This is a genomic window from Pedobacter nototheniae (genome assembly GCF_032678625.1).
Lineage (GTDB): Bacteria > Bacteroidota > Bacteroidia > Sphingobacteriales > Sphingobacteriaceae > Pedobacter > Pedobacter nototheniae_A.
Map to the genome: position 1 here is coordinate 1,069,607 of NZ_JAVTSO010000001.1, position 22,855 is coordinate 1,092,461.

General features: G+C 37.1%; 28 protein-coding genes. 11 read left to right on the plus strand and 17 right to left on the minus strand.

Features of this window, described 5'->3' with window-relative positions; all coding sequences use genetic code 11:
- Both R2Q77_RS04830 and R2Q77_RS04835 read right to left on the minus strand, forming a co-directional pair.
- Positions 1 to 1,101: a CapA family protein gene (locus R2Q77_RS04830; RefSeq protein ID WP_316802575.1), complete on the minus strand. Its 1,101-nt coding sequence runs from the start codon at positions 1,099 to 1,101 to the stop codon at positions 1 to 3.
- A gap of 101 nt (positions 1,102 to 1,202) precedes the next feature.
- The gene (locus R2Q77_RS04835; RefSeq protein ID WP_316802576.1) at positions 1,203 to 1,760 is read right to left on the minus strand and encodes a C40 family peptidase; all 558 of its coding nucleotides are present in this window, start codon (positions 1,758 to 1,760) and stop codon (positions 1,203 to 1,205) included.
- 572 nt (positions 1,761 to 2,332) lie between these two features.
- Here R2Q77_RS04835 and pdhA point away from each other — a divergent pair.
- A complete protein-coding gene (gene pdhA / locus R2Q77_RS04840) occupies positions 2,333 to 3,328 on the plus strand; it encodes a pyruvate dehydrogenase (acetyl-transferring) E1 component subunit alpha (protein WP_316802577.1) in 996 nt (331 codons plus the stop codon).
- A gap of 30 nt (positions 3,329 to 3,358) precedes the next feature.
- The gene (locus tag R2Q77_RS04845; RefSeq protein ID WP_316802578.1) at positions 3,359 to 5,017 is read left to right on the plus strand and encodes a pyruvate dehydrogenase complex dihydrolipoamide acetyltransferase; all 1,659 of its coding nucleotides are present in this window, start codon (positions 3,359 to 3,361) and stop codon (positions 5,015 to 5,017) included.
- A 69-nt stretch (positions 5,018 to 5,086) separates the two neighbouring features.
- Here the strand turns inward: R2Q77_RS04845 and R2Q77_RS04850 are convergent, their stop codons facing one another.
- The gene (locus R2Q77_RS04850) at positions 5,087 to 5,422 is read right to left on the minus strand and encodes a helix-turn-helix domain-containing protein (protein ID WP_316802579.1); all 336 of its coding nucleotides are present in this window, start codon (positions 5,420 to 5,422) and stop codon (positions 5,087 to 5,089) included.
- Between the two features lie 70 nt (positions 5,423 to 5,492).
- Between R2Q77_RS04850 and R2Q77_RS04855 the strand changes: the two genes are divergently transcribed.
- The 6 genes from R2Q77_RS04855 to R2Q77_RS04880 all read left to right on the plus strand — a co-directional run bounded on the left by R2Q77_RS04855 (position 5,493) and on the right by R2Q77_RS04880 (position 9,939).
- The gene (locus R2Q77_RS04855) at positions 5,493 to 5,942 is read left to right on the plus strand and encodes a VOC family protein (RefSeq protein WP_316802580.1); all 450 of its coding nucleotides are present in this window, start codon (positions 5,493 to 5,495) and stop codon (positions 5,940 to 5,942) included.
- A 48-nt stretch (positions 5,943 to 5,990) separates the two neighbouring features.
- The gene (locus R2Q77_RS04860; protein WP_316802581.1) at positions 5,991 to 6,542 is read left to right on the plus strand and encodes a cupin domain-containing protein; all 552 of its coding nucleotides are present in this window, start codon (positions 5,991 to 5,993) and stop codon (positions 6,540 to 6,542) included.
- A 67-nt stretch (positions 6,543 to 6,609) separates the two neighbouring features.
- The gene (locus R2Q77_RS04865; protein ID WP_316802582.1) at positions 6,610 to 7,839 is read left to right on the plus strand and encodes a serine hydrolase domain-containing protein; all 1,230 of its coding nucleotides are present in this window, start codon (positions 6,610 to 6,612) and stop codon (positions 7,837 to 7,839) included.
- 10 nt (positions 7,840 to 7,849) lie between these two features.
- Entirely contained in the window at positions 7,850 to 8,833 is a 984-nt protein-coding gene (locus R2Q77_RS04870; protein WP_316802583.1) for a hypothetical protein, read from the plus strand.
- Positions 8,834 to 8,933: 100 nt separating this feature from the next.
- Positions 8,934 to 9,239 carry a YbaB/EbfC family nucleoid-associated protein gene (locus R2Q77_RS04875; protein WP_316802584.1) on the plus strand — a complete coding sequence of 102 codons (306 nt, stop codon included), beginning with the start codon at positions 8,934 to 8,936 and terminating at the stop codon, positions 9,237 to 9,239.
- Between the two features lie 22 nt (positions 9,240 to 9,261).
- A complete protein-coding gene (locus R2Q77_RS04880; protein WP_316802585.1) occupies positions 9,262 to 9,939 on the plus strand; it encodes a metal-dependent hydrolase in 678 nt (225 codons plus the stop codon).
- A 53-nt stretch (positions 9,940 to 9,992) separates the two neighbouring features.
- Here R2Q77_RS04880 and R2Q77_RS04885 read toward each other — a convergent pair whose 3' ends face one another.
- The 4 genes from R2Q77_RS04885 to R2Q77_RS21015 form a co-directional block, all read right to left on the minus strand.
- Positions 9,993 to 10,331, minus strand: coding sequence for a hypothetical protein (locus R2Q77_RS04885; RefSeq protein ID WP_316802586.1), 339 nt, complete (start codon positions 10,329 to 10,331; stop codon positions 9,993 to 9,995).
- A gap of 87 nt (positions 10,332 to 10,418) precedes the next feature.
- A complete protein-coding gene (locus tag R2Q77_RS04890; protein WP_316802587.1) occupies positions 10,419 to 11,264 on the minus strand; it encodes a TonB family protein in 846 nt (281 codons plus the stop codon).
- Positions 11,264 to 14,068, minus strand: a complete 2,805-nt coding sequence (gene polA, locus R2Q77_RS04895; protein WP_316802588.1) for a DNA polymerase I — start codon at positions 14,066 to 14,068, stop codon at positions 11,264 to 11,266. Before polA ends, R2Q77_RS04890 begins: the two co-directional genes overlap by 1 nt.
- A gap of 102 nt (positions 14,069 to 14,170) precedes the next feature.
- Positions 14,171 to 14,866, minus strand: a complete 696-nt coding sequence (locus tag R2Q77_RS21015; RefSeq protein WP_410479242.1) for a type II CAAX prenyl endopeptidase Rce1 family protein — start codon at positions 14,864 to 14,866, stop codon at positions 14,171 to 14,173.
- 51 nt (positions 14,867 to 14,917) lie between these two features.
- Between R2Q77_RS21015 and R2Q77_RS04900 the strand changes: the two genes are divergently transcribed.
- Complete coding sequence (locus tag R2Q77_RS04900) at positions 14,918 to 15,616, plus strand: hypothetical protein (RefSeq protein ID WP_316802589.1); 699 nt, start codon at positions 14,918 to 14,920, stop codon at positions 15,614 to 15,616.
- Between the two features lie 3 nt (positions 15,617 to 15,619).
- On the opposite strand, the gene R2Q77_RS04905 is transcribed toward R2Q77_RS04900, so the two are convergent.
- From R2Q77_RS04905 to trmB, 5 genes are read right to left on the minus strand one after another with little or no spacing between them, the layout of a single operon-like run.
- Positions 15,620 to 16,207 (minus strand): DNA-3-methyladenine glycosylase I, encoded by a 588-nt coding sequence (locus tag R2Q77_RS04905; RefSeq protein ID WP_316802590.1) that lies wholly within the window; start codon positions 16,205 to 16,207, stop codon positions 15,620 to 15,622.
- A gap of 5 nt (positions 16,208 to 16,212) precedes the next feature.
- Positions 16,213 to 16,575, minus strand: a complete 363-nt coding sequence (locus tag R2Q77_RS04910; protein WP_316802591.1) for a four helix bundle protein — start codon at positions 16,573 to 16,575, stop codon at positions 16,213 to 16,215.
- Positions 16,576 to 16,611: 36 nt separating this feature from the next.
- Positions 16,612 to 16,962 (minus strand): carboxymuconolactone decarboxylase family protein, encoded by a 351-nt coding sequence (locus tag R2Q77_RS04915; protein WP_316802592.1) that lies wholly within the window; start codon positions 16,960 to 16,962, stop codon positions 16,612 to 16,614.
- A 28-nt stretch (positions 16,963 to 16,990) separates the two neighbouring features.
- Positions 16,991 to 17,320, minus strand: coding sequence for an MGMT family protein (locus tag R2Q77_RS04920; protein ID WP_316802593.1), 330 nt, complete (start codon positions 17,318 to 17,320; stop codon positions 16,991 to 16,993).
- Positions 17,321 to 17,323: 3 nt separating this feature from the next.
- Positions 17,324 to 17,974: a tRNA (guanosine(46)-N7)-methyltransferase TrmB gene (trmB, locus tag R2Q77_RS04925; protein WP_316802594.1), complete on the minus strand. Its 651-nt coding sequence runs from the start codon at positions 17,972 to 17,974 to the stop codon at positions 17,324 to 17,326.
- Between the two features lie 138 nt (positions 17,975 to 18,112).
- On the opposite strand from trmB, the gene R2Q77_RS04930 reads away from it, so the two are divergent.
- Together R2Q77_RS04930 and R2Q77_RS04935 are read left to right on the plus strand one after the other, a co-directional pair.
- Positions 18,113 to 19,039: a GDP-L-fucose synthase gene (locus tag R2Q77_RS04930; protein ID WP_316802595.1), complete on the plus strand. Its 927-nt coding sequence runs from the start codon at positions 18,113 to 18,115 to the stop codon at positions 19,037 to 19,039.
- 129 nt (positions 19,040 to 19,168) lie between these two features.
- A complete protein-coding gene (locus R2Q77_RS04935) occupies positions 19,169 to 20,101 on the plus strand; it encodes a hydrogen peroxide-inducible genes activator (protein ID WP_316802596.1) in 933 nt (310 codons plus the stop codon).
- A gap of 26 nt (positions 20,102 to 20,127) precedes the next feature.
- Here R2Q77_RS04935 and R2Q77_RS04940 read toward each other — a convergent pair whose 3' ends face one another.
- The 5 genes from R2Q77_RS04940 to R2Q77_RS04960 all read right to left on the minus strand — a co-directional run bounded on the left by R2Q77_RS04940 (position 20,128) and on the right by R2Q77_RS04960 (position 22,729).
- A complete protein-coding gene (locus R2Q77_RS04940) occupies positions 20,128 to 20,385 on the minus strand; it encodes a hypothetical protein (protein ID WP_316802597.1) in 258 nt (85 codons plus the stop codon).
- Positions 20,386 to 20,402: 17 nt separating this feature from the next.
- Positions 20,403 to 20,855 (minus strand): hypothetical protein, encoded by a 453-nt coding sequence (locus R2Q77_RS04945; RefSeq protein ID WP_316802598.1) that lies wholly within the window; start codon positions 20,853 to 20,855, stop codon positions 20,403 to 20,405.
- A gap of 100 nt (positions 20,856 to 20,955) precedes the next feature.
- On the minus strand, positions 20,956 to 21,564 hold the full coding sequence (locus tag R2Q77_RS04950; protein WP_316802599.1) for a superoxide dismutase: 609 nt from the start codon (positions 21,562 to 21,564) through the stop codon (positions 20,956 to 20,958).
- A gap of 335 nt (positions 21,565 to 21,899) precedes the next feature.
- Positions 21,900 to 22,367: a nucleoside deaminase gene (locus R2Q77_RS04955; protein ID WP_316802600.1), complete on the minus strand. Its 468-nt coding sequence runs from the start codon at positions 22,365 to 22,367 to the stop codon at positions 21,900 to 21,902.
- A 26-nt stretch (positions 22,368 to 22,393) separates the two neighbouring features.
- Positions 22,394 to 22,729 carry a tRNA-binding protein gene (locus tag R2Q77_RS04960; protein WP_316802601.1) on the minus strand — a complete coding sequence of 112 codons (336 nt, stop codon included), beginning with the start codon at positions 22,727 to 22,729 and terminating at the stop codon, positions 22,394 to 22,396.
- Between the last annotated feature and the right edge of the window lie 126 nt (positions 22,730 to 22,855).

Here is a 22,855-nt window from a genome sequence, read left to right on the forward strand (position 1 = left end):
TTAATCTTTTTTGGTAATTCTGTTATTTTCAAAGTTTAAAGTATGGCCGGGGAAATCAATATCAGTTAATTCCTGTATCCTCTTAAAGGCCCTGTGGCTTTTATCCTGCGTTAAGCGGCTAATCTTGTCCTGCTGAACAGAAACTACATCTGCATACAGAAAGTCGCCCTTGCTGTTTATTTTAAGCGTTAACAAGGGGGCAAAACCATTAGACCCTTTTAAGCTAAACATGCCGTAGGTACAAAAATTACCCAAACTGTAGGCAATAAATTTATTTTTATATACTTCAACGGCTCTCGTTACGTGTGGGCCATGCCCTAAAACAACATCTGCACCCGCATCAATAACAGCATGTGCAAAGGCATATACATTACCACGGTTTTCTTTATAAAAGATTTCGTTCCTGCGCGGCACATGCTCAAATCTTGCACCTTCACCGCCACCATGAAAAGAAACAACTACAATATCGGCCAGCTTTTTAAGCCTGCCCACTAAAGCTTTGGCACTGTCGACTTTATTTATAGAGACCGTATTTTCATTCGGAGCAAAAGCACAAAAGGCATATTTAACGCTATCTTTCTCAAATATTTCAAAGGGCTTATTAACTTGCCCGGCATAATGAATTTGTAAGGAATCTAAAATTCGGGCGGTATTTTTACGGCCTTTCGCATCAAAATCACCAACATGGTTATTGGCAATACTTAACAGGTTAAAGCCTGCTTTTTTATAAATCCCAGCATATCTTTCGGGCATTCGGAAGGCAAAACAGTTATTTGGGTTAATGCCATTACATTTGTTAGAATTGCCTGAATTTAGAAAACAACCTTCCAGGTTCCCAAAAACAATATCGCCTTTAAGCAAACTGTCTACCGCCTTAAAACTATTCACGGCATCATCTGGCGGGAGGTTGGTTTTAGATGGAAAAGCTGAGCCCAGCATAATATCTCCAACGGCTACTATGGAAATCGTGTCCTTAATTTTTTTAATCACCGTGTCGGCTTTTACCGGGATTGCGGCATGAGGTGCATTATTGCCCCCCGTGCAGCGAATAAAAAACAGAATGGCTGCTACAGATAAAAACAGGCTTGTTATAAATTTCATTATTGATTTTTGTGTGATAAAAAAAATCCTCCTAAATTTCTTAAGGAGGATCGTGTTTTTTTATGTTTAACCCAATTGCGAAATGCAAATGGCTGATTGGATTATTCTACCGTAAAATCTTTCTTATAAGATTCTAAAATACGGCCGCCTTTATAAAAGAAACGACTGTAATAAGGCTCGTTTAAATTGCTGATTACTACACCGCGCGAACTTGATGCGTGGGCAAAACGATTGTCGCCTAAATAAATGCCAATATGTGAAATACTTTTGCTTTTGATTTTGAAGAAGACCAGATCACCTTCTTTTAATTCATCCTTAGAAACCGGATCAACCATGCTAAAAATATCGCGTGAATTTCTTCTGATGGTGGTGTTGAAAACTTTATCGTAGATTGCTTTTGTAAAAGCTGAACAATCAATTCCTTTTTTGGTATTTCCGCCGTAGCTATACGGGGTTCCGATCCATTCGTACACAAACTTATAAAGCTTTAAGTTTGACGTCGCATCAACCGCTACACCCATTACTTGCGAGAAATATTGAGATGCTAAGTTGTCAGGATCGTTTGATTCTTTACCAGATTCTTTTGTTTTTGTTTGCGCAAATGCAGCTGAGAACGTGCAGAAAGCGATAAGGGAGGTAAACAAAAATTTTTTAATCATGTTATACAGTTATGTTTGGGTAATTCACTTACACATTAACGTACACCACATGGGCTTATTGTTGGTTGCCAAAAGTATTAATTATACAAATGTTATCCAAATGTTAATTGTTAAAAAGTAAAAGTTATTAACATTTTAATGATTTCGACCTGTTGAAAGCGCTTATTTCGTAATTAAATTTTGAAAAAGTGTACGGTTTCAGTTCTTATAAAAACAAGCTCGTAAAGCCTGCTCAGTTTTTATTATGATTATAGTTAATAATATTACAAGGCAAACAAAAAAATAAGGATTAGCGCTTTAGCTTTTTCTTTAAATATTTATAATTAGGGATAACTAAGGTTTCACGAAATTAAATTTCACAATAAATTAAATAGAGAATGTGATAAATCGTTAAGTTTAAAATCTATAAAATTAGAGTTTCAGAGGAAAGAGATCAGATGAATACTATTTAATTGTAAAACAACTGTTAAATGTAATTTCATAGCTGATATTATGATGTTTTTACATTCAAGAGTGCCGAAAATTACAATAAAAAAATTAGATTTGCTGTCGCAAAAAACAAATACCCTAAAATGAGTGCAGTAGAAATAAATAAAGATACCTGGTTAAAGTGGTTTGAGTCGATGTTGCTTATGCGCAAGTTCGAAGAAAAAACTGGCCAGTTATACGGACAACAAAAAATACGTGGCTTTTGTCATTTATACATTGGACAAGAAGCTGTAGTTGCAGGTGCTATATCTGCAATGCAAAAAGGCGATTCGATGATTACTACTTATCGTGATCACGCTCACGCTTTAGCTTTAGGTGTAAGTGCTGATAGCATCATGGCAGAAATGTATGGTAAAGCTACAGGTTGCTCTAAAGGTAAAGGTGGTTCAATGCACATGTTTAGCAAAGAACACAATTTTTATGGTGGACATGCAATTGTTGGTGGCCAGATTCCTTTAGGAGCTGGTGTTGCTTTTGCAGAAAAATATAAAGGTACTGACAATGTAAACATTTGTTATATGGGCGATGGCGCGGTGCGTCAGGGTGCATTAAACGAGACGTTTAACATGGCTATGCTTTGGAAACTTCCGGTTGTTTTTGTTTGTGAAAACAATGGTTATGCAATGGGTACATCTGTAGAGCGTACAACCAACATGACTGATATTTATAAAATCGGTTTAGGTTTTGATATGCCTTGCGCACCAGTTGATGGTATGGACCCGGTTGCTGTACACAATGCAATGGACGAAGCCATTCAACGTGCACGTAAAGGAGAAGGGCCTACTTTCTTAGAAATGAGAACTTACCGTTACCGTGGACATTCAATGTCTGATCCTGCAAAATATCGTACTAAAGAAGAATTAGAAGATTATAAAGCAAAAGATCCTGTTGAGCATGCAAGAGAAACGATTCTACAAGAAAAGTATGCAGATCAAGCCTGGATTGAAGAGGTAGAAGCTAAAGTAAAAGCAACTGTAGATCATGCAGTGAAATTTGCAGAAGAATCTCCTTGGCCTGATGCATCAGAGTTATACAAAGATGTATATATGCAAAAGGACTATCCTTACGTAATGGATTAATTATTTTAAGATTTCAATTAAAGATATATAATGGCTGAAGTAGTTAGAATGCCCAAAATGAGCGATACCATGACTGAAGGGGTATTGGCAAAATGGCATGTTAAAGTTGGCGATAAAGTAAAGAGTGGTGATGTGCTTGCTGAGGTAGAAACCGATAAAGCAACAATGGATCTTGAATCTTACGAAGAAGGTACTTTATTACATATTGGTGTTGAAGAAGGCAAAGGCGTTCCTATTGATGCAATTATTGCAGTAATTGGAAAAGAAGGAGAAGATTTTCAAGCCGCAATTGATGCTGCTGGTGGTTCTGGTAAAACAGAAGAAAAACCTGCCTCAACTGAAGCTCCAAAAGCAGAAGAGAAAAAAGAAGAAGCACCAGCTCAGGGTGGTGGCTTAAGCGAAGAAGAATTAGCCGCAAAAGGTGTTACGGTTATCCGTATGCCTTTGCTAAGCGATACCATGACTGAAGGCGTAATTGCTGAATGGCATAAAAAAGTTGGCGATAAAGTAAAAGACGATGATGTTTTAGCGGATGTAGAAACCGATAAGGCAACTATGGAAGTTATGGGTTATGCAACCGGAACTTTATTGCATATTGGCGTAGAAAAAGGTGCTGCAGCCAAGGTAAACGGGATTATTGCAATTGTTGGCCCTGAAGGAACCGACATTAGCGGAATTTTAAGCGCTGGCGATGCGCCTGCTAAGAAAACAGAAAGCACTGAAACTAAAACAGAAGAAGCTCCAAAAGCAACCGCTGATGCAAGCCCAAGTGCTGCGCCAGTTGCTGAAAGTACTTCTGATAGTCGCGTTAAAGCATCTCCTTTGGCTAAGAAAATAGCAAAAGATAAGGGAATCGATTTAGCTCAGGTTTCGGGAAGCGCAGAAGGTGGCCGTATCATTAAAAAAGATATTGAAAACTTTAAGCCTGCTGCTGCGCCTGCTAAAGCCGAAACGGCTTCAGCTCCTGCTGAAAAAGCTGCTCCGGCAATTCCTCAGTTTATAGGTGAAGAGAAATTTACTGAAAAACCAGTTTCGCAAATGCGTAAAGTAATTGCCAAACGTTTAGCCGAAAGCTTATTTACTGCCCCTCACTTCTATTTAACAATGGCCATTGATATGGACAAAGCGATTGAAGCGAGAGCACGTATTAATGAATATGCCCCATCAAAAGTTTCGTTCAACGATTTAGTTTTAAAAGCAACCGCTATTGCTTTAAAACAACACCCAATTGTGAATTCTTCATGGTTAGGCGATAAAATCCGTTACAACGAACATGTAAACATTGGTGTTGCGGTTGCAGTAGAAGATGGTTTATTGGTTCCTGTTGTGCGTTTCGCTGATGGAAAATCATTAACACACATTTCTGCAGAAGTAAAAGACTTTGCTCAAAAAGCGAAGGCTAAAAAACTTCAGCCAGCAGATTGGGAAGGTTCTACTTTTACCATCTCTAATTTAGGTATGTTCGGCATTGATGAGTTTACTGCAATCATTAACTCACCTGACAGTTGTATTTTAGCTGTTGGAGGTATCTCTCAGGTTCCTGTTGTTAAAAACGGAGCTGTTGTACCGGGGAACGTAATGAAAGTAACTTTAAGCTGCGATCACCGTACGGTTGATGGCGCAAGCGGTGCCGCATTTTTGCAAACCCTTAAAGCTTTGTTAGAGGAGCCGGTTAGGTTATTAGCTTAATCAAATAAGATTACATTTTCAGTTCCAAACTGATTCAAATAATTAAAGGCTTCCATTTGGAAGCCTTTTTTATGATTCCTTTTTTGCCTTCCCCCAATCGCCCATTTGCCTGATGATGGGAATCATTTTACTCCCCATGACCGTTAATGCATAACCGCCTTCTGCAGTTTCATGTTTTATAATTAAACCATCGGTTTCCAGTTCTTTTAATTGTAAAGCTAAAACACGATCTGTAATATTTGGAATGGTTTCTTTTATGGTGGTGTAACGCTGTGCGTGATCTGATAAAACACCTAAAATGCTTAATTTCCATCTACCGCTTATTGCATTTAAAGCAACAGCTGCATCACAAAATTCATGTAGTATCTCCTGGTTCTCGAAATTAGTTGAAGTGGTTTTTCTCATAACTTACAATTTTGTAAGCTGCTCAACAGCCTAATGCAATTAATTAAATTTGCCCTACAAAATTATCAATATGAAAGCAAACCACAATGTTTTAGGATTACATCACATCGCTATTCGTGCAAAAGATTTCGACAGAACACTTAATTTTTATACTCAAGGACTTGGTTTTACGGTAAGCCATAGCTGGACATTGCCCGAGTTTAATATTAAACAAGCCTGTATGTTAAAATCAGCAGATGGAGACTCCTATATTGAAATATTCGATTACCAGGCAAATGCCCCAACCCAGGGCCAAAAAGCAAATGGAGATGAGGAAATAAAAACAGGCTCTCTATTGCATTTTGCCTTAAATGTTGTGGATGCAAAGCTTGCCTTTAACCAGGCTATTGATGCTGGTGGGCAAGAATGTGTTAAACCCATGGTTTTGCAATTGGGTAAACCGGCTGTAGAGGTTAAAAATGCATTGGTTTATAGCCCCAACGGAGAGGTAATTGAATTTCTTGAACCCAATAAATTATAAATGTAAACCCTTTAATGATTAATTTGTTAGTACTAAAACACCTTAATCATGGACAAAGAAAAATTAATACAGGAAGCCTATCTGGTTTCGCATAAAATAGAAGAAAACGAAAATTTCCCCAATAATAAAAACCTGCCTTTAATGATTTATAAAGGAGCTTTTTTAATCCATCCCGATGAATCTGAGGAAGTGATTAAAAAGGTGTTTGCCCAAAATGGCTATACCAATGCCTGGGTCGATTCTATTTTTGATTATCATCATTATCACAGCAATACACACGAAGTAATGGGTGTTTTTTGTGGAAGGGCCGACGTACAGTTTGGGGGCGAACATGGTGTTTGCATCGAGTTGGATAAAGGAGATGTAGTGGTTATTCCTGCAGGTGTAGCCCATAAGAAATTAAACTCCAGTGATGATTTTACGGTCGTTGGAGCTTATCCAAATGGCATTGAGTATAACATCAGGTATGGCAAAGCTGAAGAAAGACCCGAGGCAGATCAGGATATTGAAAAAGTGAAAAATCCAGACAATGATCCGGTTTATGGAAGTAAAGGACATTTGTTTGAATGCTGGTATAAACAAAAATGCGAGAATGTGTAAAACTCTTTAAGAATTACGGCCAAAATTCTTTATTTTTCGGGTTTTAAACTAAGTATCACTAACGTAAATGAATTTTCGAAATATAATCACTGCTATTGCCCTCTCTTCAACATTATTAACCGCTTGCTCCAGTAAAAAATCAGAAGAAAAAAAAGCTGCTGAAAAGAAAATTCGAACCAAAGAAGATGATAAAGCCGATAGTCTTCTAATTGCTTATGATCCTGCAAAAGGCGATAAGTGGATTGCTGATTTTGTAGATAACCTGCATAAGAAGTTTGGGTTTAACGGAAATATGCTGGTAGCCAAAGACGGTAAAATTCTTTACGAAAAAGCAATTGGCTGGGCAGATTACCTGCATCGCGATAGCTTGAAGATAAATTCGGAATTTGAATTGGCTTCTATTACTAAAACCTTTACCGGAACGGCTATTATGCAACTGGTTGAGGCCGGCAAACTTTCTTTAGATGATAACGTTAAAAAATTCTTCCCGAATTTTCCTTATGAAGGAATTACGGTAAAGTTGTTGTTGAGCCACCGAAGCGGGATGATGAATTACGTTTATTTTATCGATGACATTTGGCGCAAGGAAAAACGCAACATGAAAAAAGGCGTAACCAACCAGGAGGTAATGGATGTTATTGCGGAGAAAAAACCCAATCCTTATACCAAACCCGATAATCGTTTTCATTATAACAATTCAAACTTTATGGTTTTGGGTGCCATTATAGAAAAAGTAACGGGCCAGCGCTATTCACAGTATATGATGGAGCATGTTTTTAAACCTGCCGGTTTAAAGCACACGCATGTTTATAGTACTACAGAGTATGAAAAAATTCCTGTTGATGTGGTTGGCCACGATAGAACGTGGAAATATTCAGTTGCGCAGAACTTTTTAGATGGCCCCGTTGGCGATAAAGGAATTTACAGTACAGTACACGATTTGGTTTTATTTGATAAATACCTTAAAAACGGCAGGCTTTTAAGTAAGAAGAGTCTGGACTCTGCTTATGTAGGCCGTAATAAGCCCATTAACGGCCACTTTAATTATGGTTACGGCTGGCGCATGTTTGATGGAGAAGGAATGGATAAAGTGGTTTATCATACCGGATGGTGGCACGGTTTTCGACACATTTACGTAAGAGATTTAAACAAAAATATTGTAATTATATTTTTAGGTAACCTAACGAATGGAAGCTTAATGCATCTTGATGATTTATATAAGCATTTTAATATGCCGGTTATCAGAAAAGGGGCATACCATGGTAATGGAAGCTTGCCAGGAAGCGACGAAGACTAAAAAACAAAATATGGCTAAAACGAAATGGATTATTGAACCGGGTAAATTGACCATTTATCCAAAACGAGGTTTAAGGTTAATGGGTTTGATAACCCTGATTGCAATAGCCGGAATTTCTGTTTACCTCTACACGCAAAAAGAAGGTTACACATCGCAGCTTGGATTTGGTTTTTTAGGTTTTCTGTTACTCGTTCCAATACTAATTCTTTTAATTGGGGAAAATAACATTGTTTTTGATGGCAGCAGCCGAACCCTGTATAATAAAATTGCAGGTATAACCATTGGCTCAACTCCATTTGATCAGATAGCGGCTATAGAACCTTATCAGATTATTGGAAGTGGTTTTAATTACAGGGTTTTCAAGAAAAGCAACAGGCATGGCAAGGGGCTCATCATTTCTGCCGGATATAGCAAAACTTCAAACTTAAACTTACAGGCCTTTGAGCAGGAAGTTTTGCCCAAAATAGACGAGCTGGTGTTTGCAAACGCACCTGTTATGCCAAAGCAAACCATTTACGATTTTGAGTTTTTTAAGGAAGAAGGTGGTGCATATATTGTTAGAGATAATAAAGTTGCAGCATTAATTTTTGGCATCATTCTAATTGGTGTTACCGTTATAATTTTGCTTAGCCCTACTTTTATGGCAAATGAAGCTGGCTTTGGGAAAATATTAACCACTTATTTTCCAGTGGTTATTGGCGCCGTCCTCGTTAGTACTTTCTTTTCGAGCATTACATTTGATAAAAATCAACGTCAGATTATTCATTCTACTTTTGCTGGCCGATTTAAAAAGGTATATGCGTTCGACGATTTGATCAGGTTTCAAATTATCCGCAAATCAACTAATTTTATTTATACCGGTACAGAGGTTAAAGCCCAGATAGAATCAAAAGCTAAAAACAAAAGCTTCGAACTTGTATTAAGAAACTTTAGAAGTACCAAAAAGATTGAACGCTTTTTAGATGAAGCCAATACCATTTTAGGACGGGTATAAACTGCTTTTTGATGTACACGGCATTGCTGTTCTTTTCAAAAAAAATACCTGGAAAGAAAACAAAAGGTGCTAATTTCGTTTTATTATAAAAAGACATATTATGTTTGATAAATTATTTGCGGCACAACAAAAAGCCGAAGAAATTAAAAAACGCCTGGACACCATCTCTGTGTTTGGCGAAGTTGAAAATGGCGCAATAAAGGTTACTGCAACTGCAAATAAAGCCGTTACAGGAATTGCCATTGATGAAGAATTTTTAAAGTCTGCCGATAAAGAAGAATTAGAAGAGTTGTTATTAACAGCCATTAATAAAGCCCTGGCAAATGCAGATCAGGTTAGTGCAACCGAAATGCAATCGGCTACCAATGATATGCTCGGAGGCCTGGGAGGCATGTTTGGTTCTTAACCTTTAAAATTATACCACAACAATGAAATATACATATTACGGTCAGTCATGCTTTTTACTCGAAGCGGCTGGAAAGAAATTATTGTTTGACCCTTTTATTACACATAATCCATTAGCTAAAAATATCGATATCAAGGCAATTGAAGCTGACTATATTTTAGTAAGTCATGGACATGGAGACCACGTTGCTGATTTAGTTACTTTAGCAAAGCAAACGCAGGCAACTGTAATTGCGATGCCTGAAATAACCGACTGGGCCACCAGGCAAGGTGTAGAAAAAGTACATGGAATGAACTTTGGTAAATTTACTTTTGACTGGGGAACTGTACGCATGGTACCAGCTACGCATTCTTCAGGATTGCCCGATGGAAGTTATGGAGGAAACCCTGCCGGCTTTGTTTTAGAAGTGGATGGCAAGCAGATTTATTTTGCCGGCGATACTGGCCTAACCATTGAAATGAAAGTGCTGGCAGATATTTATAACCTGGATTATGCCATTTTACCAATCGGTGGAAATTACACAATGGATGTAGACGATGCTTTGGTTGCAACTAAATATTTTGAATGCGATCGTGTAATTGGCGTTCACTACAATACTTTTCCTGTTATAGAAATAGATACACAGGTAGCTGTAGATAAATTTAAAAGAGAGAACAAAATATTGTTATTGCCGGAAATTGGCGAAACGATTACTTTGTAAAATAAAAAAGGTCCTGACTTTCGTCGGGACCTTTTCAAATTATAAACCTAAACCTAATTCTTTTTAGCTGCTGCTTTATTTGCTTTGTAGCGCATATCAGCAGTACCGTCTTTTTTAGTTGGACCAGCAACTGGTGCAGCTTTACCTTTGTTTTCTTTAAAACGCATATCCGGCGTGCCGTCTGCTTTAACTTTAGCAGCTGTTGTGGTTGTTTTAGTTTCTACTTTTTTAGCATCAGCTTTAACACCATTTTTAACTGGAGCTACAGTAGTTTTAACTTCTTTTTTTACAGCTTTTTTAGTTTGTGTAGCCGTTGCAGCTGCCGGTGTTTGAGCAAATGCTGTGGTTAAACTAAATGCTGCGATTGCGATTAAACTCAATAATTTTTTCATGTTTTCTAATTTTTGTTTTACTCGTTATTTGTTTGATATAAAATTGCTTATTAGGAATGAAGATTGTATGAAGATAAGAAAATGATTTTAATTCATCGTAAAGTTAATTGATATTGTAAAACGGGTTTTAACTGGAGTTCCAATCTCCTCGTTGGGATTCCAAGTCATCATTTTAAAAGCACTTATTGCTTCCTGGCTAAGTTCGTCATCAGGACTGCTGAAAACTTTAATATCTTCAGGAGATCCATTTGGTACAATACTAAATTCTAAAAGGACTTTGCCCTGTATTTTATTAAGGATTGCATTAGGTGGATATTTCATTTTTTTTAAAAATGAAAAATCTGTTAATGTTAAGATCATTGGAGCATTTAACCGATTTCCATCGGCATCTGAATAAGCGCTTTCCAGTAGTTCTCCATTGTCATTATAAGTTTCGCTAAGGGCGAATTTACCATCTCTGAAATAGATTTTCCAGTGACCAACCTTTTTTCCAAGTTTAAATTCCCCTTCGGTTTTTAATTGTTTATTATCCCAGTAGGTAACAATAGGTCCATCTGCTTTATCCCACTTATAGCCAACTTTTTCTTTTAATTGTTTATTGGTGTAATATTTCGACCAGGTGCCGGTTTTATAACCCATCTCGTAATAACCTTCCTCTAACAACACGCCTTTTTCATAACGTTCGAAAGGCCCTTTTCTAATGGATAGGGCTTCGTCGGCAAAGCTGACCTTTTCCTGCAATACACCTTTTTTATTTGAAAGCCTAACTACCCATAAGCTATCCTGTTTCTCCTTTTTCATGATCCATTTGGAACGGAGAGGATCTACTAAATAGCCCTTTGGCGTTTCATAAATGGTGGTGGTATCTTGCTGTGCTAAGGCAAGATTACAGATGCCCCAGCACAGTGCAATTAAACATATTATCTTTTTCATTAGTGTGCAGCTAACCAATTATCACCTTCACCAATTTCTACTACAATTGGAACGGTAGTTTTTATCGCATTTTTCATTCTATCCTGAATAATGGCTTTCATAACTTCTTTTTCCGATTTTAATACATCGAAAACCAACTCATCATGCACTTGCATGGTCATGGTCGATTGCAGATTTTGCGCCTTCATATCTTTATGGATATTAATCATGGCAATTTTAATCATGTCGGCCGCTGAGCCCTGAATGGGAGCGTTAATTGCATTTCGTTCCGCAAAGCCTCTTACGGTCTGGTTGGCAGAGTTAATGTCTCTCAGGTAGCGTCTGCGTCCCATAATGGTTTCTACAAAGCCGTTCTCTCTTGCAAAGTTCATGGTGTCGCTCATATACCGTTTAATCCCCGGATACTGAGCGAAATATTGTTCAATAATTTCTGCTGCTTCCTTACGCGGGATGCCCAGGTTTTGAGAAAGGCCAAAGGCAGACTGCCCATAGATAATTCCAAAATTTACAGCTTTGGCGTTACGGCGCTGTGTATTATCTACTTCTTCGATACCAATGCCGTAAACTTTAGCTGCAGTGGCGGTATGAATGTCGATGCCTTTATTAAACGCATCAATCATATTTTCTTCCTTACTGATGTGTGCAATGATGCGTAACTCAATTTGCGAGTAATCGGCAGATAAAAGAATGTGATTTTCGTCTCTTGCAATAAAAGCCTTCCGTACTTCCCTTCCTCTTTCCGTACGAATTGGAATGTTTTGCAGGTTCGGGTTATTAGAGCTTAATCTACCGGTTGCAGCAACCGCCTGGTTGTATGAGGTGTGTACACGACCTGTTTTAGGATTAACCATTAAGGGCAGGGCATCTACATAAGTGGATTTTAATTTCTGTAACTGGCGGAAATCAAGAATATCCTGAACAATATCACTTTTATTGGCTAAAGCAGTTAATACATCTTCGCCGGTTTGATACTGGCCTGTTTTGGTTTTTTTTGCTTTAGGGTCGAGTTGTAATTTGTCAAATAATACTTCGCCTAATTGCTTTGGAGAGGCTAAATTGAATTTGACCCCCGCTTTATCGTAAACGTTTTGCTCAAACTTAATGATGTCTTTTTCAAGTTCAGTTGAATAGTTTTTTAAGGTTTCAATATCAATTCTTACGCCTTCTTTTTCTATATCGGCCAAAACATAGACTAAAGGATTTTCAATTTCCTCAGCCAGTTTAGCGGCATTAAGTTCTTTAAGTTTCGGTTCAAAAATATGTGCCAGTTGCAAGGTTACATCTGCATCCTCAGCGGCATAATCGACTACGTTTTCTACCGGAACATCGCGCATGGTGCTCTGGTTTTTGCCTTTTGGCCCAATTAAAGTTGTAATCGAAATAGGCGAATAACCCAGGTAGTTTTCAGCTAAAACATCCATTCCATGGCGGGTGTCCGGATCAATTAAATAATGCGCAAGCATGGTGTCGAAAAGTTTCCCCTCTACCTGAACATCATACCATTTTAATACTAAGATGTCGTATTTGGTGTTTTGGCCAATCTTTTCAATCTTATCGTTTTCAAGCACCACCCTAAACTCGTCAACAAGGGCTTGTGCTTCTTCACGAACAGCTGAAACAGGGATGTAATAGCCTTCCCCAGGTTTTATAGAAAAAGATAAACCGACCAACTCAGCGGTATTGGCATCTGTTCCTGTGGTTTCAGTATCGAAAGAAATTCTTTTTTGAGCCAATAACAGTTTAATTAAATCAGCGCGTTTTTCTGAAGTATCAACCAGTTGGTAATTGTGCTCCGTATTTTCTATGGTTTTAGCCGGTAGTTTTTCTACAGGCTCCTCTTCAAGGGTATTGGTGTATTGGATGGCCTCGCCAGGCTGGTTGCCAAAAAGATCGGTTTGTGTACCTTCCTGAAATTTAGCTGTAGTTACTGAAAAACCATCGCCAAAAACTCTTTTTCCAAGGGTTCTAAATTCCAGTTCGGTAAAAAGGGGTTCTAATAAATCACGGCTCGGATCGCATAATTCCAGCTCCTGTTCATCCAGCTCAACCGGTACATCTAATAAAATTGTAGCTAATTTTTTTGAGATTAATCCCTGCTCGGCAAAATTCTCTACGTTTTCGCGTTGTTTGCCTTTTAATTCATGACTGTTTGCAATAATATTCTCAATAGATCCATATTGCTTTATTAGCAATTTAGCCGTTTTTTCACCAATACCAGGAATGCCAGGTATATTATCAACCGCATCGCCCCATAAGCCTAAAATGTCAATTACCTGCAATACATCTTCTATTTCCCATTTGGTTAAAATCTCTTTAACCCCAAGTATTTCCATGTCGTTACCCATTCGGGCGGGTTTGTAAATGAAAATATTGTCGGAAACAAGCTGTGCAAAATCCTTGTCAGGTGTCATACAATAAACCTGGTAACCTTTTTTTTCCGCTTTTTTTGCCAGTGTTCCAATAATATCGTCGGCCTCATAACCATCAGATGTAATAACAGGAATATTAAATCCTGTAATTAATTTAATTACATAGGGCATTGCGGCGGCTAAGTCTTCAGGCATAGCCTGGCGGTGCGCTTTGTAAGCCTCAAAAGAAATGTGCCTTTCGGTTGGGGCTTCTGTATCAAAAACTACAGCAATATGTGTTGGCTTTTCTTTCTTTAACACATCAAGCAGTGTATTGGTAAATCCCATTACAGCTGATGTATTTATCCCAGTAGAAGTAAACCGGGGGTTTTTACTTAATGCAAAATGCGCCCGGTACATCAGCGCCATTCCATCTAAAAGAAAGAGTTTTTTCATCAGAATATGTTATTTTAAAATATTGATTTCAAAAATGTGGTTTCACAGATTTGGATTAAAAGTAACCAAAGTTAAAGGTTTAGAAAAAGATTAAAGGATAATTTAACCGAAAAGTAATTCGACTGAAATGTAAATTAAATTGAAACAGGCATGAAAGATCATAGAATAAGGAAGACCGTATTTTATACGTAAATATCCAAGTGTCAATCCTCCGGATATTTGCGAGGATATGTATATTAAGAATGATGGATCGTGAAAAGTTAAACCTTTCATATTTGAAATGTGAATGCAGCCGAAAAATATTGCGGAAAAATAAAATAGGTAACCAAAATACTTTTGCCAAAGCAAATGCACTTTAGTTAAGCTCAATCGCTTTAAATAAAAATGGATCAGGAATGAGGCAAATAAAAAGACAAAATAAATCGGGATGGTTAAAAGTTTATTTTGAACAAAATAATTGATAATTACAGAAATGGAGATCAAAACAAAATAAATACTAAGGTATTTTTTCCTTAACGGAAATCTGAATACTGTTTCTTCAATTATCGGAGCAGCAATACAGCCAAGCATCAATGTCTCGATTGGCCCGATTTTTTCTAACGGATACAGTTCTTCATAGGTGTGTATAAGTTTAAAATGCGTTAGTATGAGGTAAGTGGAAAATACAATTCCTGAAAAAAACAGATTAACTAATAATAGGAAGCCAAGCTCTCTCCGAAGAGATTTTCTATCTTTGCTTATGTTAACGATTTGAGGTTTTTTAAGGAATTTCCAAAAATTGATGAGCGTTTGATGCATTATTTATACTTTTATTTAAAACATGCGTTATTGGTTTAAATAGCTAAACATATGAAGATTCTTAAGATATTTACAGTATTATTTTTTTTAAGCGTAACAGTAGTCTTTGCACAGGATTTTGTTGTTAAAAATGATGATGAAGTGATCCGTGGTACCGTTAAAGGAACGGATTATTTTTCGGTGTTCATTAGCCAGAATGACGAAACCGATGTGGTACTATCTGCGGGCAATGTAAAGAGTTTCTTTTGGAATGGAGATACTTACCTGAGCAAAGGGTTTGCAAACAATAAAAATTTCGAATACCGTTTTGTAAAGGTAATTGAAATGGGAGCAGTCAATCTGTACGCTTTTGGTGGCGGTACCTTAGCGCCTGTACAGAAGCAGAGAAGAGTACGTTTTAGTCCATCAGTTGGTATTGGAGCTGGTACAGGTGGTTATAGTGGTATGGGTTTGGGCGGCGGAATTAGTATTGGTGGTGGCATTGGCGGTAGAAATAATGCATCCGAAAAGCTTGCCGGAAGTCCGGCGGTTCGTTATTTCATAGAGAAACCAGGTACGGGACCTCTACAGGAGTTGCCTGTAAAAGCCATAACTGATGCCGATAAAAGATCTGCTGTAAAAAGTATTTTGCTGCAAAAATTAGGAGACCAACCCGAATTACTGGAAAAAGTAGAAGCGAATACCGAGTTGAATAGTCGCGATGTGATTGAATTGGTAAAAGCCTACAACGAGAAAAAAAATAAACAGTAACCATTAAGTTCTTGCACAGCAGTTTATTAAATGATCGTTTACCATTCCGGTTGCCTGCATGTATGCATAACAAATCGTGGTGCCAAAGAATTTAAAACCACGTTTTTTCATGTCTTTGCTAATCTGATCTGATAAATCCGTTCTGGGAGGAACATCACTCATTTTTTCAACATGATTTAAAATGGGTTTACCATCCGGTAAAAAACTCCAGATGTATTTGGAAAAACTGCCAAACTCTTTTTGGATGCCGATAAATAACCTGGCATTGTTAATGGCCCCATTAACTTTTAAGCGGTTGCGGATAATTCCTGCATCCTGCATTAATCTTTCTACATCTTCCTCATTAAAAGCAGCAACTTTTTCAACTTCAAAATCTGCAAAGGCTTTTCTATAATGCTCTCGCCGGCGTAAAATGGTAATCCAGCTTAAACCAGCTTGTGCTCCCTCCAGAATCAGAAACTCAAATAAGGTTTTATCGTCATAAACAGGTTTCCCCCATTCCTCATCATGGTATTTTATGTAAAGTGGGTCGGCGCTTGCCCAGGAACACCTGATTGAGTCTTGAGTCTGAAGTCGGGAGTCTGTAGTCATGATCGTTATGAAAACTTATTAGTATTGTTAATCATGTAATTAATTAATTTGCTGATTTCTTCGCACTGATTATCCAATGAGGTGAATTCTTCCTTTGAGATGTAGTTGCACGCCAATGCTACGTCTAACCAAACTTGTGTTTCTCCAGTTTCCATATCTGCATCGGTTAACTTACTTATAAAATGATTAGGATACCTTCTTTTTTTATATGCTTCTCCAATGCTGCTACAAATAGAGCGCGAAGACCTCCTGACCTGGTCAACTAAGCTGTATTGTTCTTCTTTTGGGAAAGATTTAGTAAGGTTGTAAATGCTCATTAATAATGAAAAACCCTTTTTGTATGCTATCAATTCTCTAAATTTTCCCATTTCCGAAGATATTATAGACTAAAGACTCTGGACTGCTTACTCAGGACTATTTAAAAGTTCATCCCAATACTCTACCGCTCTTCTGTAATGTGGAATAACAATACTGCCGCCAACTAAATTGGCAATCATAAATATTTCATTCATTTCTTCTGAATTTACACCCGCATCGTGGCATTTACCTAAGTGGTATTTAATACAATCATCGCAACGTAAAACCATTGAAGCTACGAGACCCAGCATTTCCTTTGTTTTTACATTTAATGCACCATCAGCATATGATGTAGTATCCAGTGCAAAAAACCTTTTAATATTTGTATTGGCTGTTTCCATTATTCTATCGTTCATTTTTTCACGATAGCCATTAAATTCTTCTACAAGCTTTCCCATATTCTAATTTTTATTTAACAACCCTGTTTTATATAATTTCTTCAAGCGGATCCCAAAAAAGTTTTTTGAAATCGACTACTTTATCATTTTTAACCCGTACACCTTCTTTTTCTAATAATTCCTGCATCATATTCGGATCTTCGAAATGAAATTTACCGGTAAGCAAGCCGCTGCTGTTAACTACGCGGTGTGCAGGAACTTTGGGGTGTGCCAGGCCCGAGTACCTCATGGCATGCCCAACCATTCTTGAAGATTTTGCTGCACCCAAACTTTTAGCAATTGCGCCATAAGAAGTAACCCTTCCTTTTGGAATTAATCTGGCTATCTCAAAAACCTGTTCGTAAAAGTTGGTGTCCATGTTTTATTCAAATGAGAACTGAATGTAGTTAATATTTTTATCGTGCAAAAGGTATTTTTTTTCGTAATATGTTTTTATAGATAAAACATTGTCAGCTAAGTCTGAGGTGTATAAATGATCTGTATTTTTATGTATAAGCAGGCCAAGTTCAGCAACTTTTTCACACGTATACGCGTACAAAGCATCGTTATCTGTTTTTAAATTGACCTTTCCGCCGGGTTTTAAAATAACTTTATATCGATCTAAAAAGGCCGGAAAAGTTAATCTCTTTTTCTCTCGGCTGTCCTGTGGTTGTGGATCAGGAAATGTAATCCAGATTTCATCAATTTCACCAGCTTCAAAATAATCTAATAAATTCTCAATCTGAATACGTAAAAACGCAACATTGTTTATACCCTCTTCAATGGCCGTTTTTGCACCTCTCCAAATCCTGTTGCCTTTATAATCAATACCTATAAAGTTTTTTTCAGGAAATAGAGTAGCCAGGTTAACCGTGTATTCGCCTTTACCACAAGCCAGTTCCAGTACAACGGGATTATTGTTTTTAAAATGATCTTTTGCCCAGTTGCCTTTTAATGCTTTTCCCTGGTCTAATTGATATACGTTTGCAAAAGTTTCTATTTCGGCAAAACGTCTAAGTTTATCTTTACCCACTATTAAAAATTAAGCTGCAAATTTAATATTAATTGCTTACTTAAGTATAAAAACCATAACCACTATAATTTATTCTGACAGATTCAAAGTCTTCCGTTGGCGGTTATTTTGTATTTTTGCAGGTAAAAAAAATAAGTTTTGGAAAAATCGGCTAAAATATACGTTGCAGGTCACCGTGGAATGGTAGGTTCTGCAATTTATCGTAAATTACAGAAAGAAGGATATACTAATTTATTAACAAGAATATCTGCAGCGCTCGATCTTCGCAACCAGCAGGCAGTAGCCGATTTTTTTGAGGCAGAAAAGCCAGATTACGTTTTTTTAGCTGCGGCTAAAGTTGGGGGCATTGTTGCAAATAATACCTACCGGGCCGATTTCCTATATGAAAATTTAGCCATTCAGAATAACGTTATCCACAGCGCTTATGTAAATGAAGTAAGCAAATTGATGTTTTTAGGCTCAAGTTGTATTTACCCTAAAATGGCCCCGCAACCTTTAAAAGAAGATTACCTTTTAACCGGAACCTTAGAAGAAACCAATGAACCTTATGCCATTGCTAAAATTGCAGGTATTAAAATGTGCGATGCCTATCGTGCCCAATATGGCTGTAATTTTATTTCTGTAATGCCAACCAATTTATATGGCTATAATGATAATTATCACCCTCAAAACTCTCATGTTTTGCCTGCGTTAATTCGTAAAGTACACGAAGCTAAAATTAATGGTGAAAAGGAAATTGTTGTCTGGGGATCTGGCTCACCAATGAGAGAATTTTTATTTGCTGATGATCTTGCAGACGCCTGTTATTTTTTAATGCAGAATTATAATGAACCAAATTTGATTAATATTGGAACGGGCCATGATTTAACGATAAAAGACCTGGCCTTATTAATTAAGGATATTTTAGGTTTTAAAGGCGAATTGGTTTTTGATGCAAGTAAGCCTGATGGTACGCCAAGAAAACTTATGGATGTAAGTAAATTGCATGCCTTGGGATGGAAACACCGGGTAGAACTTCCGGAAGGAATTGCTTTAGCCTACCAGGATTTCGAAAGCCGGTATTAATCAAATAATCCAGCGACTGGATGAGGTATTTACCACGTAATAACACAATCATTTAAAATTCTTTTTTTTAATCATTTTTTGATATAGCTAAAATTTATATATTTGAAATAAGAAATCGATTTTACCTATATGACTTTAGTTCAACTCGAATACATTGTTGCAGTAGATACTTACAGAAGTTTTGTGACAGCTGCAGATAAGTGTTTTGTAACCCAGCCAACCTTAAGTATGCAGGTACAGAAGCTGGAAGAATTAATAAATGTTAAAATTTTCGACAGAAGTAAACAGCCGGTTACGCCTACTGAAATTGGTTCGCAAATTATAGCACAAGCCAGGGTTATTCTGCAGGAAAGTGGAAAAATTAAAGAACTGATCAGCAGTCAGCAGCAGGATGTTTTGGGAGAGCTTAGAATTGGTGTAATTCCAACTGTGGCGCCTTATTTATTGCCGGAAGTGATTTCTGCAATGCTTGAAAAATACCCTGATTTGAAGTTATTGATCTGGGAATATACAACAGAAGATATTATTCATCACCTTAAAACTGGCGTATTGGATTGCGGCATTTTGGCTACGCCTTTAACCGATCCAAACATTACCGAACTTCCGCTTTATTATGAGAATTTTGTAAGCTACATCAGTAAAAACAGCAGGTTGTATAAAAAGAAAGCGGTTGATGCGGAAGATTTAAACGACGAAAATATCTGGCTTTTAAATGAAGGACACTGCATGCGCAATCAGGTTTTAAATATTTGCCGCTCCACAAAAAACAACAGACTTCAGGGCCTGGAATACAATACCGGCAGTGTTGAAACGTTGGTTAGAATGGTTGATTTAAATGGAGGCGCTACATTATTGCCGGAGTTGGCTATTGCGGAGTTAAGTGCAAAACAATCGGGTAAAATCCGTCATTTCAAATCGCCTGAACCAGTAAGAGAGATTAGCTTAGTTACGCATAAAAACTTCATTAAAAAAAGGATGTTAAATGCTTTAAAAGACGAGATTTTAGAGATTATTCCAAAAGCAATGAAACAACGTAAAAAGAAAGATATTGTGGGGATTTGAGTAAGCCTGCTCTTGTCCGCTGTCAATTAATGAGTCTCTGATTGTCCCGGACTATGTATTTCTAAATCCCTCTCCTGTAAGTGATCAGCTAATTTATAACCTTCGGTTTTAGGATTCTTGTCTTCCAAAAAGATTAATATAATTAAGGAGATAATTGGAATCAGAAATGATATAAAGAACCAGAACCAAAAATTCCGGCCTGTTCTTTTGGCTAAAAAACCAGCTAAAATTTGAGGGGATAGTAATAAAGCCAGAACCAAGGTTCCAAGAATTATTTCAGGCATATATAATCCGCTTAAACTTAATTTTGCTTCTCAGGTTTTGGTCCGGAAAGAAGCCCTTTAATATCACTTTCTACTTCTTCCTCCTCACCTTTTTTCTTCTTTTTGGTTTTGTTTGCTTTTCCGCTTAAACGCTCTTCAATAATTTTATCATATTCAGGTTGTTGCTCCGGCCTTAAAACGTTGCGTATGTTTTTAGAAGTTTCGTTTTGGAGCTTATAAAATTTGTCTACATCCTCCTCGCGAGAATTTCCAGCTTGTTGCCTTTTTATTAAATCGGCTTGTTCTTTAGCCTGGTTATAAGTGAAACTATAAATTACACTTTTTTGAGTGCCATTTAGTTTAAGTTTTTTATCTAAATCGTCCACATTTTTTTGCGCAATTTCTGAAGGCGTAGGCATTTTATTTTGTTGCGCCTTTGAGATATTGCTGATACCAACCACGATAAATAATAGAAATATAAACCTCTTCATCTTTAATAATTTAATAAACCACAAAGTTATCAATTAATCTTAAAATAAGAAAGCCTGCAAAACTGAATTTGCAGGCTTTCCTTATCTATAAGGATTTGTATTACAATGCTTTTTTGTAAAGTTCAGCAACAGCATCCCAGTTTACTACATTCCAGATTGCCGCTAAATAATCCGGGCGTTTATTTTGATATTTTAAGTAATAAGCGTGCTCCCAAACATCAATACCGAAAATTGGTGTGCCTTTTACTTCAGCAACATCCATTAAAGGATTATCCTGGTTTGGGGTAGAAGAAACCTGAAGTTTTTTATCTGCACCAACGGATAACCAAGCCCATCCAGAACCGAAACGGGTAGCACCAGCATCTTGTAATTTAGTTTTTAATTCAGCAAATGAACCAAAAGTTTCGTTAATGGCTTTAGCTAAATCGCCTGTTGGCTCACCACCTTTGTTTGGGCCTAAAACGTTCCAGAATAAAGAGTGGTTATAGTGTCCGCCACCATTATTTCTAACAGCTGCAGGATATTTCGAAATATTTTTTACAATTTCCTCGATGCTTAAACTTGCTTCAGGCTTACCTTCAACAGCTTTGTTTAAGTTTGTAACGTATGCTTGATGGTGTTTATCATGGTGGATTTCCATGGTTGTTTTATCAATATGCGGTTCTAATGCATCGGTTGCGTAGTGTAACGCAGGTAATTCAAAAGCCATAATGTTTTATGTTTAAAGATTTATAAATGTTTCTTGTAGCAAATATAACATTCAAAGGTTAAGATTTGTTCATGTTATTATCATCATTGTGTTTTATTGCTTATTGTTAGGGGCTTAATTTGTAAAATCAATAACTCATCGCAATAGATTTTAAGGGTAAATACAATTAAATTTTCAATGGTTTTTGAAAATGAATGGCCGCAGTAAGTCATGGCTTTTTCAGTCCCGTTATTCACTATAGTCCCGATAAAAAATCGGGAACTGCCGTTTCTCCCGGGTTTATTTAAAACAGGTCAGTAATTCTCCGGCTTGTATTAAGCGCGGGTATTTGTTAATTAACGCTTTCCGGTAAAAAAATTTTTCATTAGCATTGCGCACTCATCAGCCAAAACGCCGCCCTTTAATTGTGTTTTAGGGTGTAGCAGATTAACATTTTTAGATAAAAAACCACGCTTTTCCTCTTTGGCGCCATATACAATCCGGCTAATTTGTGTCCAGTAACTGGCGCCCGCGCACATTACACAAGGTTCAATGGTTACATACAAAGTGCAGTCTGTTAAATATTTACCGCCAAGGGTTTGTGCGGCTGATGTAAAGGCCTGCATTTCTGCATGCGCAGTAACATCGTTAAAACGTTCTGTTAAGTTATAACCACGGCCAACAATGCGGTTTTTGCAAACTATAATGGCTCCAATTGGAATCTCATCTTCGGCATAAGCTTTTTGGGCTTCTGCCAAAGCTAATTTCATATAGTGGATATCTTCGTCATCCGGGTTGTTATTTTCGAAATTGTAAAAGCTCATAGCGCAAAGATAAGGATAGAAAAAGCTTAAATCATTTTGCTTCCATTCGGAACTTCACCCCTGAGGCTGGTTAAAACAATATCGCCATTCTCGTCGGCAAAACCGGTTACTAAAAACTCAGACATAAATTTGCCGATCTGTTTTTTAGGGAAATTAATAATCCCAATAATTTGCTTTCCGGGCAACTCTTCTTTTGTATAATGTTTGGTAATTTGAGCACTGCTGGTTTTAATGCCAAAAGCGCCAAAATCAACCTTTAATTTATAGGCAGGTTTCCTGGCTTCCGGAAAATCAAAAACTTCTAATATTGTTCCGGCCCGTAATTCTACTTTTTCAAAGTCTGCCCAGTTAATCGTTTCCATAAATATTGAATTAGATAATTGCAAAAATATAAATTAATAGATAAAAGCTATTTTGTATTAACATAATCACTTCTTTTTAATTTTTGCTAATGCTTTCATATCAAATCGTTAACGAAAAATTTGCAT

Coding starts and splice junctions, on each gene's coding strand:
- R2Q77_RS04830 (WP_316802575.1), bottom strand. CDS start 1,101: ATGAAATTTATAACAAGCCTGTTTTTATCTGTAGCAGCCATTCTGTTT.
- R2Q77_RS04835 (WP_316802576.1), bottom strand. CDS start 1,760: ATGATTAAAAAATTTTTGTTTACCTCCCTTATCGCTTTCTGCACGTTC.
- pdhA (WP_316802577.1), top strand. CDS start 2,333: ATGAGTGCAGTAGAAATAAATAAAGATACCTGGTTAAAGTGGTTTGAG.
- R2Q77_RS04845 (WP_316802578.1), top strand. CDS start 3,359: ATGGCTGAAGTAGTTAGAATGCCCAAAATGAGCGATACCATGACTGAA.
- R2Q77_RS04850 (WP_316802579.1), bottom strand. CDS start 5,422: ATGAGAAAAACCACTTCAACTAATTTCGAGAACCAGGAGATACTACAT.
- R2Q77_RS04855 (WP_316802580.1), top strand. CDS start 5,493: ATGAAAGCAAACCACAATGTTTTAGGATTACATCACATCGCTATTCGT.
- R2Q77_RS04860 (WP_316802581.1), top strand. CDS start 5,991: ATGGACAAAGAAAAATTAATACAGGAAGCCTATCTGGTTTCGCATAAA.
- R2Q77_RS04865 (WP_316802582.1), top strand. CDS start 6,610: ATGAATTTTCGAAATATAATCACTGCTATTGCCCTCTCTTCAACATTA.
- R2Q77_RS04870 (WP_316802583.1), top strand. CDS start 7,850: ATGGCTAAAACGAAATGGATTATTGAACCGGGTAAATTGACCATTTAT.
- R2Q77_RS04875 (WP_316802584.1), top strand. CDS start 8,934: ATGTTTGATAAATTATTTGCGGCACAACAAAAAGCCGAAGAAATTAAA.
- R2Q77_RS04880 (WP_316802585.1), top strand. CDS start 9,262: ATGAAATATACATATTACGGTCAGTCATGCTTTTTACTCGAAGCGGCT.
- R2Q77_RS04885 (WP_316802586.1), bottom strand. CDS start 10,331: ATGAAAAAATTATTGAGTTTAATCGCAATCGCAGCATTTAGTTTAACC.
- R2Q77_RS04890 (WP_316802587.1), bottom strand. CDS start 11,264: ATGAAAAAGATAATATGTTTAATTGCACTGTGCTGGGGCATCTGTAAT.
- polA (WP_316802588.1), bottom strand. CDS start 14,068: ATGAAAAAACTCTTTCTTTTAGATGGAATGGCGCTGATGTACCGGGCG.
- R2Q77_RS21015 (WP_410479242.1), bottom strand. CDS start 14,866: ATGCATCAAACGCTCATCAATTTTTGGAAATTCCTTAAAAAACCTCAA.
- R2Q77_RS04900 (WP_316802589.1), top strand. CDS start 14,918: ATGAAGATTCTTAAGATATTTACAGTATTATTTTTTTTAAGCGTAACA.
- R2Q77_RS04905 (WP_316802590.1), bottom strand. CDS start 16,207: ATGACTACAGACTCCCGACTTCAGACTCAAGACTCAATCAGGTGTTCC.
- R2Q77_RS04910 (WP_316802591.1), bottom strand. CDS start 16,575: ATGGGAAAATTTAGAGAATTGATAGCATACAAAAAGGGTTTTTCATTA.
- R2Q77_RS04915 (WP_316802592.1), bottom strand. CDS start 16,962: ATGGGAAAGCTTGTAGAAGAATTTAATGGCTATCGTGAAAAAATGAAC.
- R2Q77_RS04920 (WP_316802593.1), bottom strand. CDS start 17,320: ATGGACACCAACTTTTACGAACAGGTTTTTGAGATAGCCAGATTAATT.
- R2Q77_RS04935 (WP_316802596.1), top strand. CDS start 19,169: ATGACTTTAGTTCAACTCGAATACATTGTTGCAGTAGATACTTACAGA.
- R2Q77_RS04940 (WP_316802597.1), bottom strand. CDS start 20,385: ATGCCTGAAATAATTCTTGGAACCTTGGTTCTGGCTTTATTACTATCC.
- R2Q77_RS04945 (WP_316802598.1), bottom strand. CDS start 20,855: ATGAAGAGGTTTATATTTCTATTATTTATCGTGGTTGGTATCAGCAAT.
- R2Q77_RS04950 (WP_316802599.1), bottom strand. CDS start 21,564: ATGGCTTTTGAATTACCTGCGTTACACTACGCAACCGATGCATTAGAA.
- R2Q77_RS04955 (WP_316802600.1), bottom strand. CDS start 22,367: ATGAGCTTTTACAATTTCGAAAATAACAACCCGGATGACGAAGATATC.
- R2Q77_RS04960 (WP_316802601.1), bottom strand. CDS start 22,729: ATGGAAACGATTAACTGGGCAGACTTTGAAAAAGTAGAATTACGGGCC.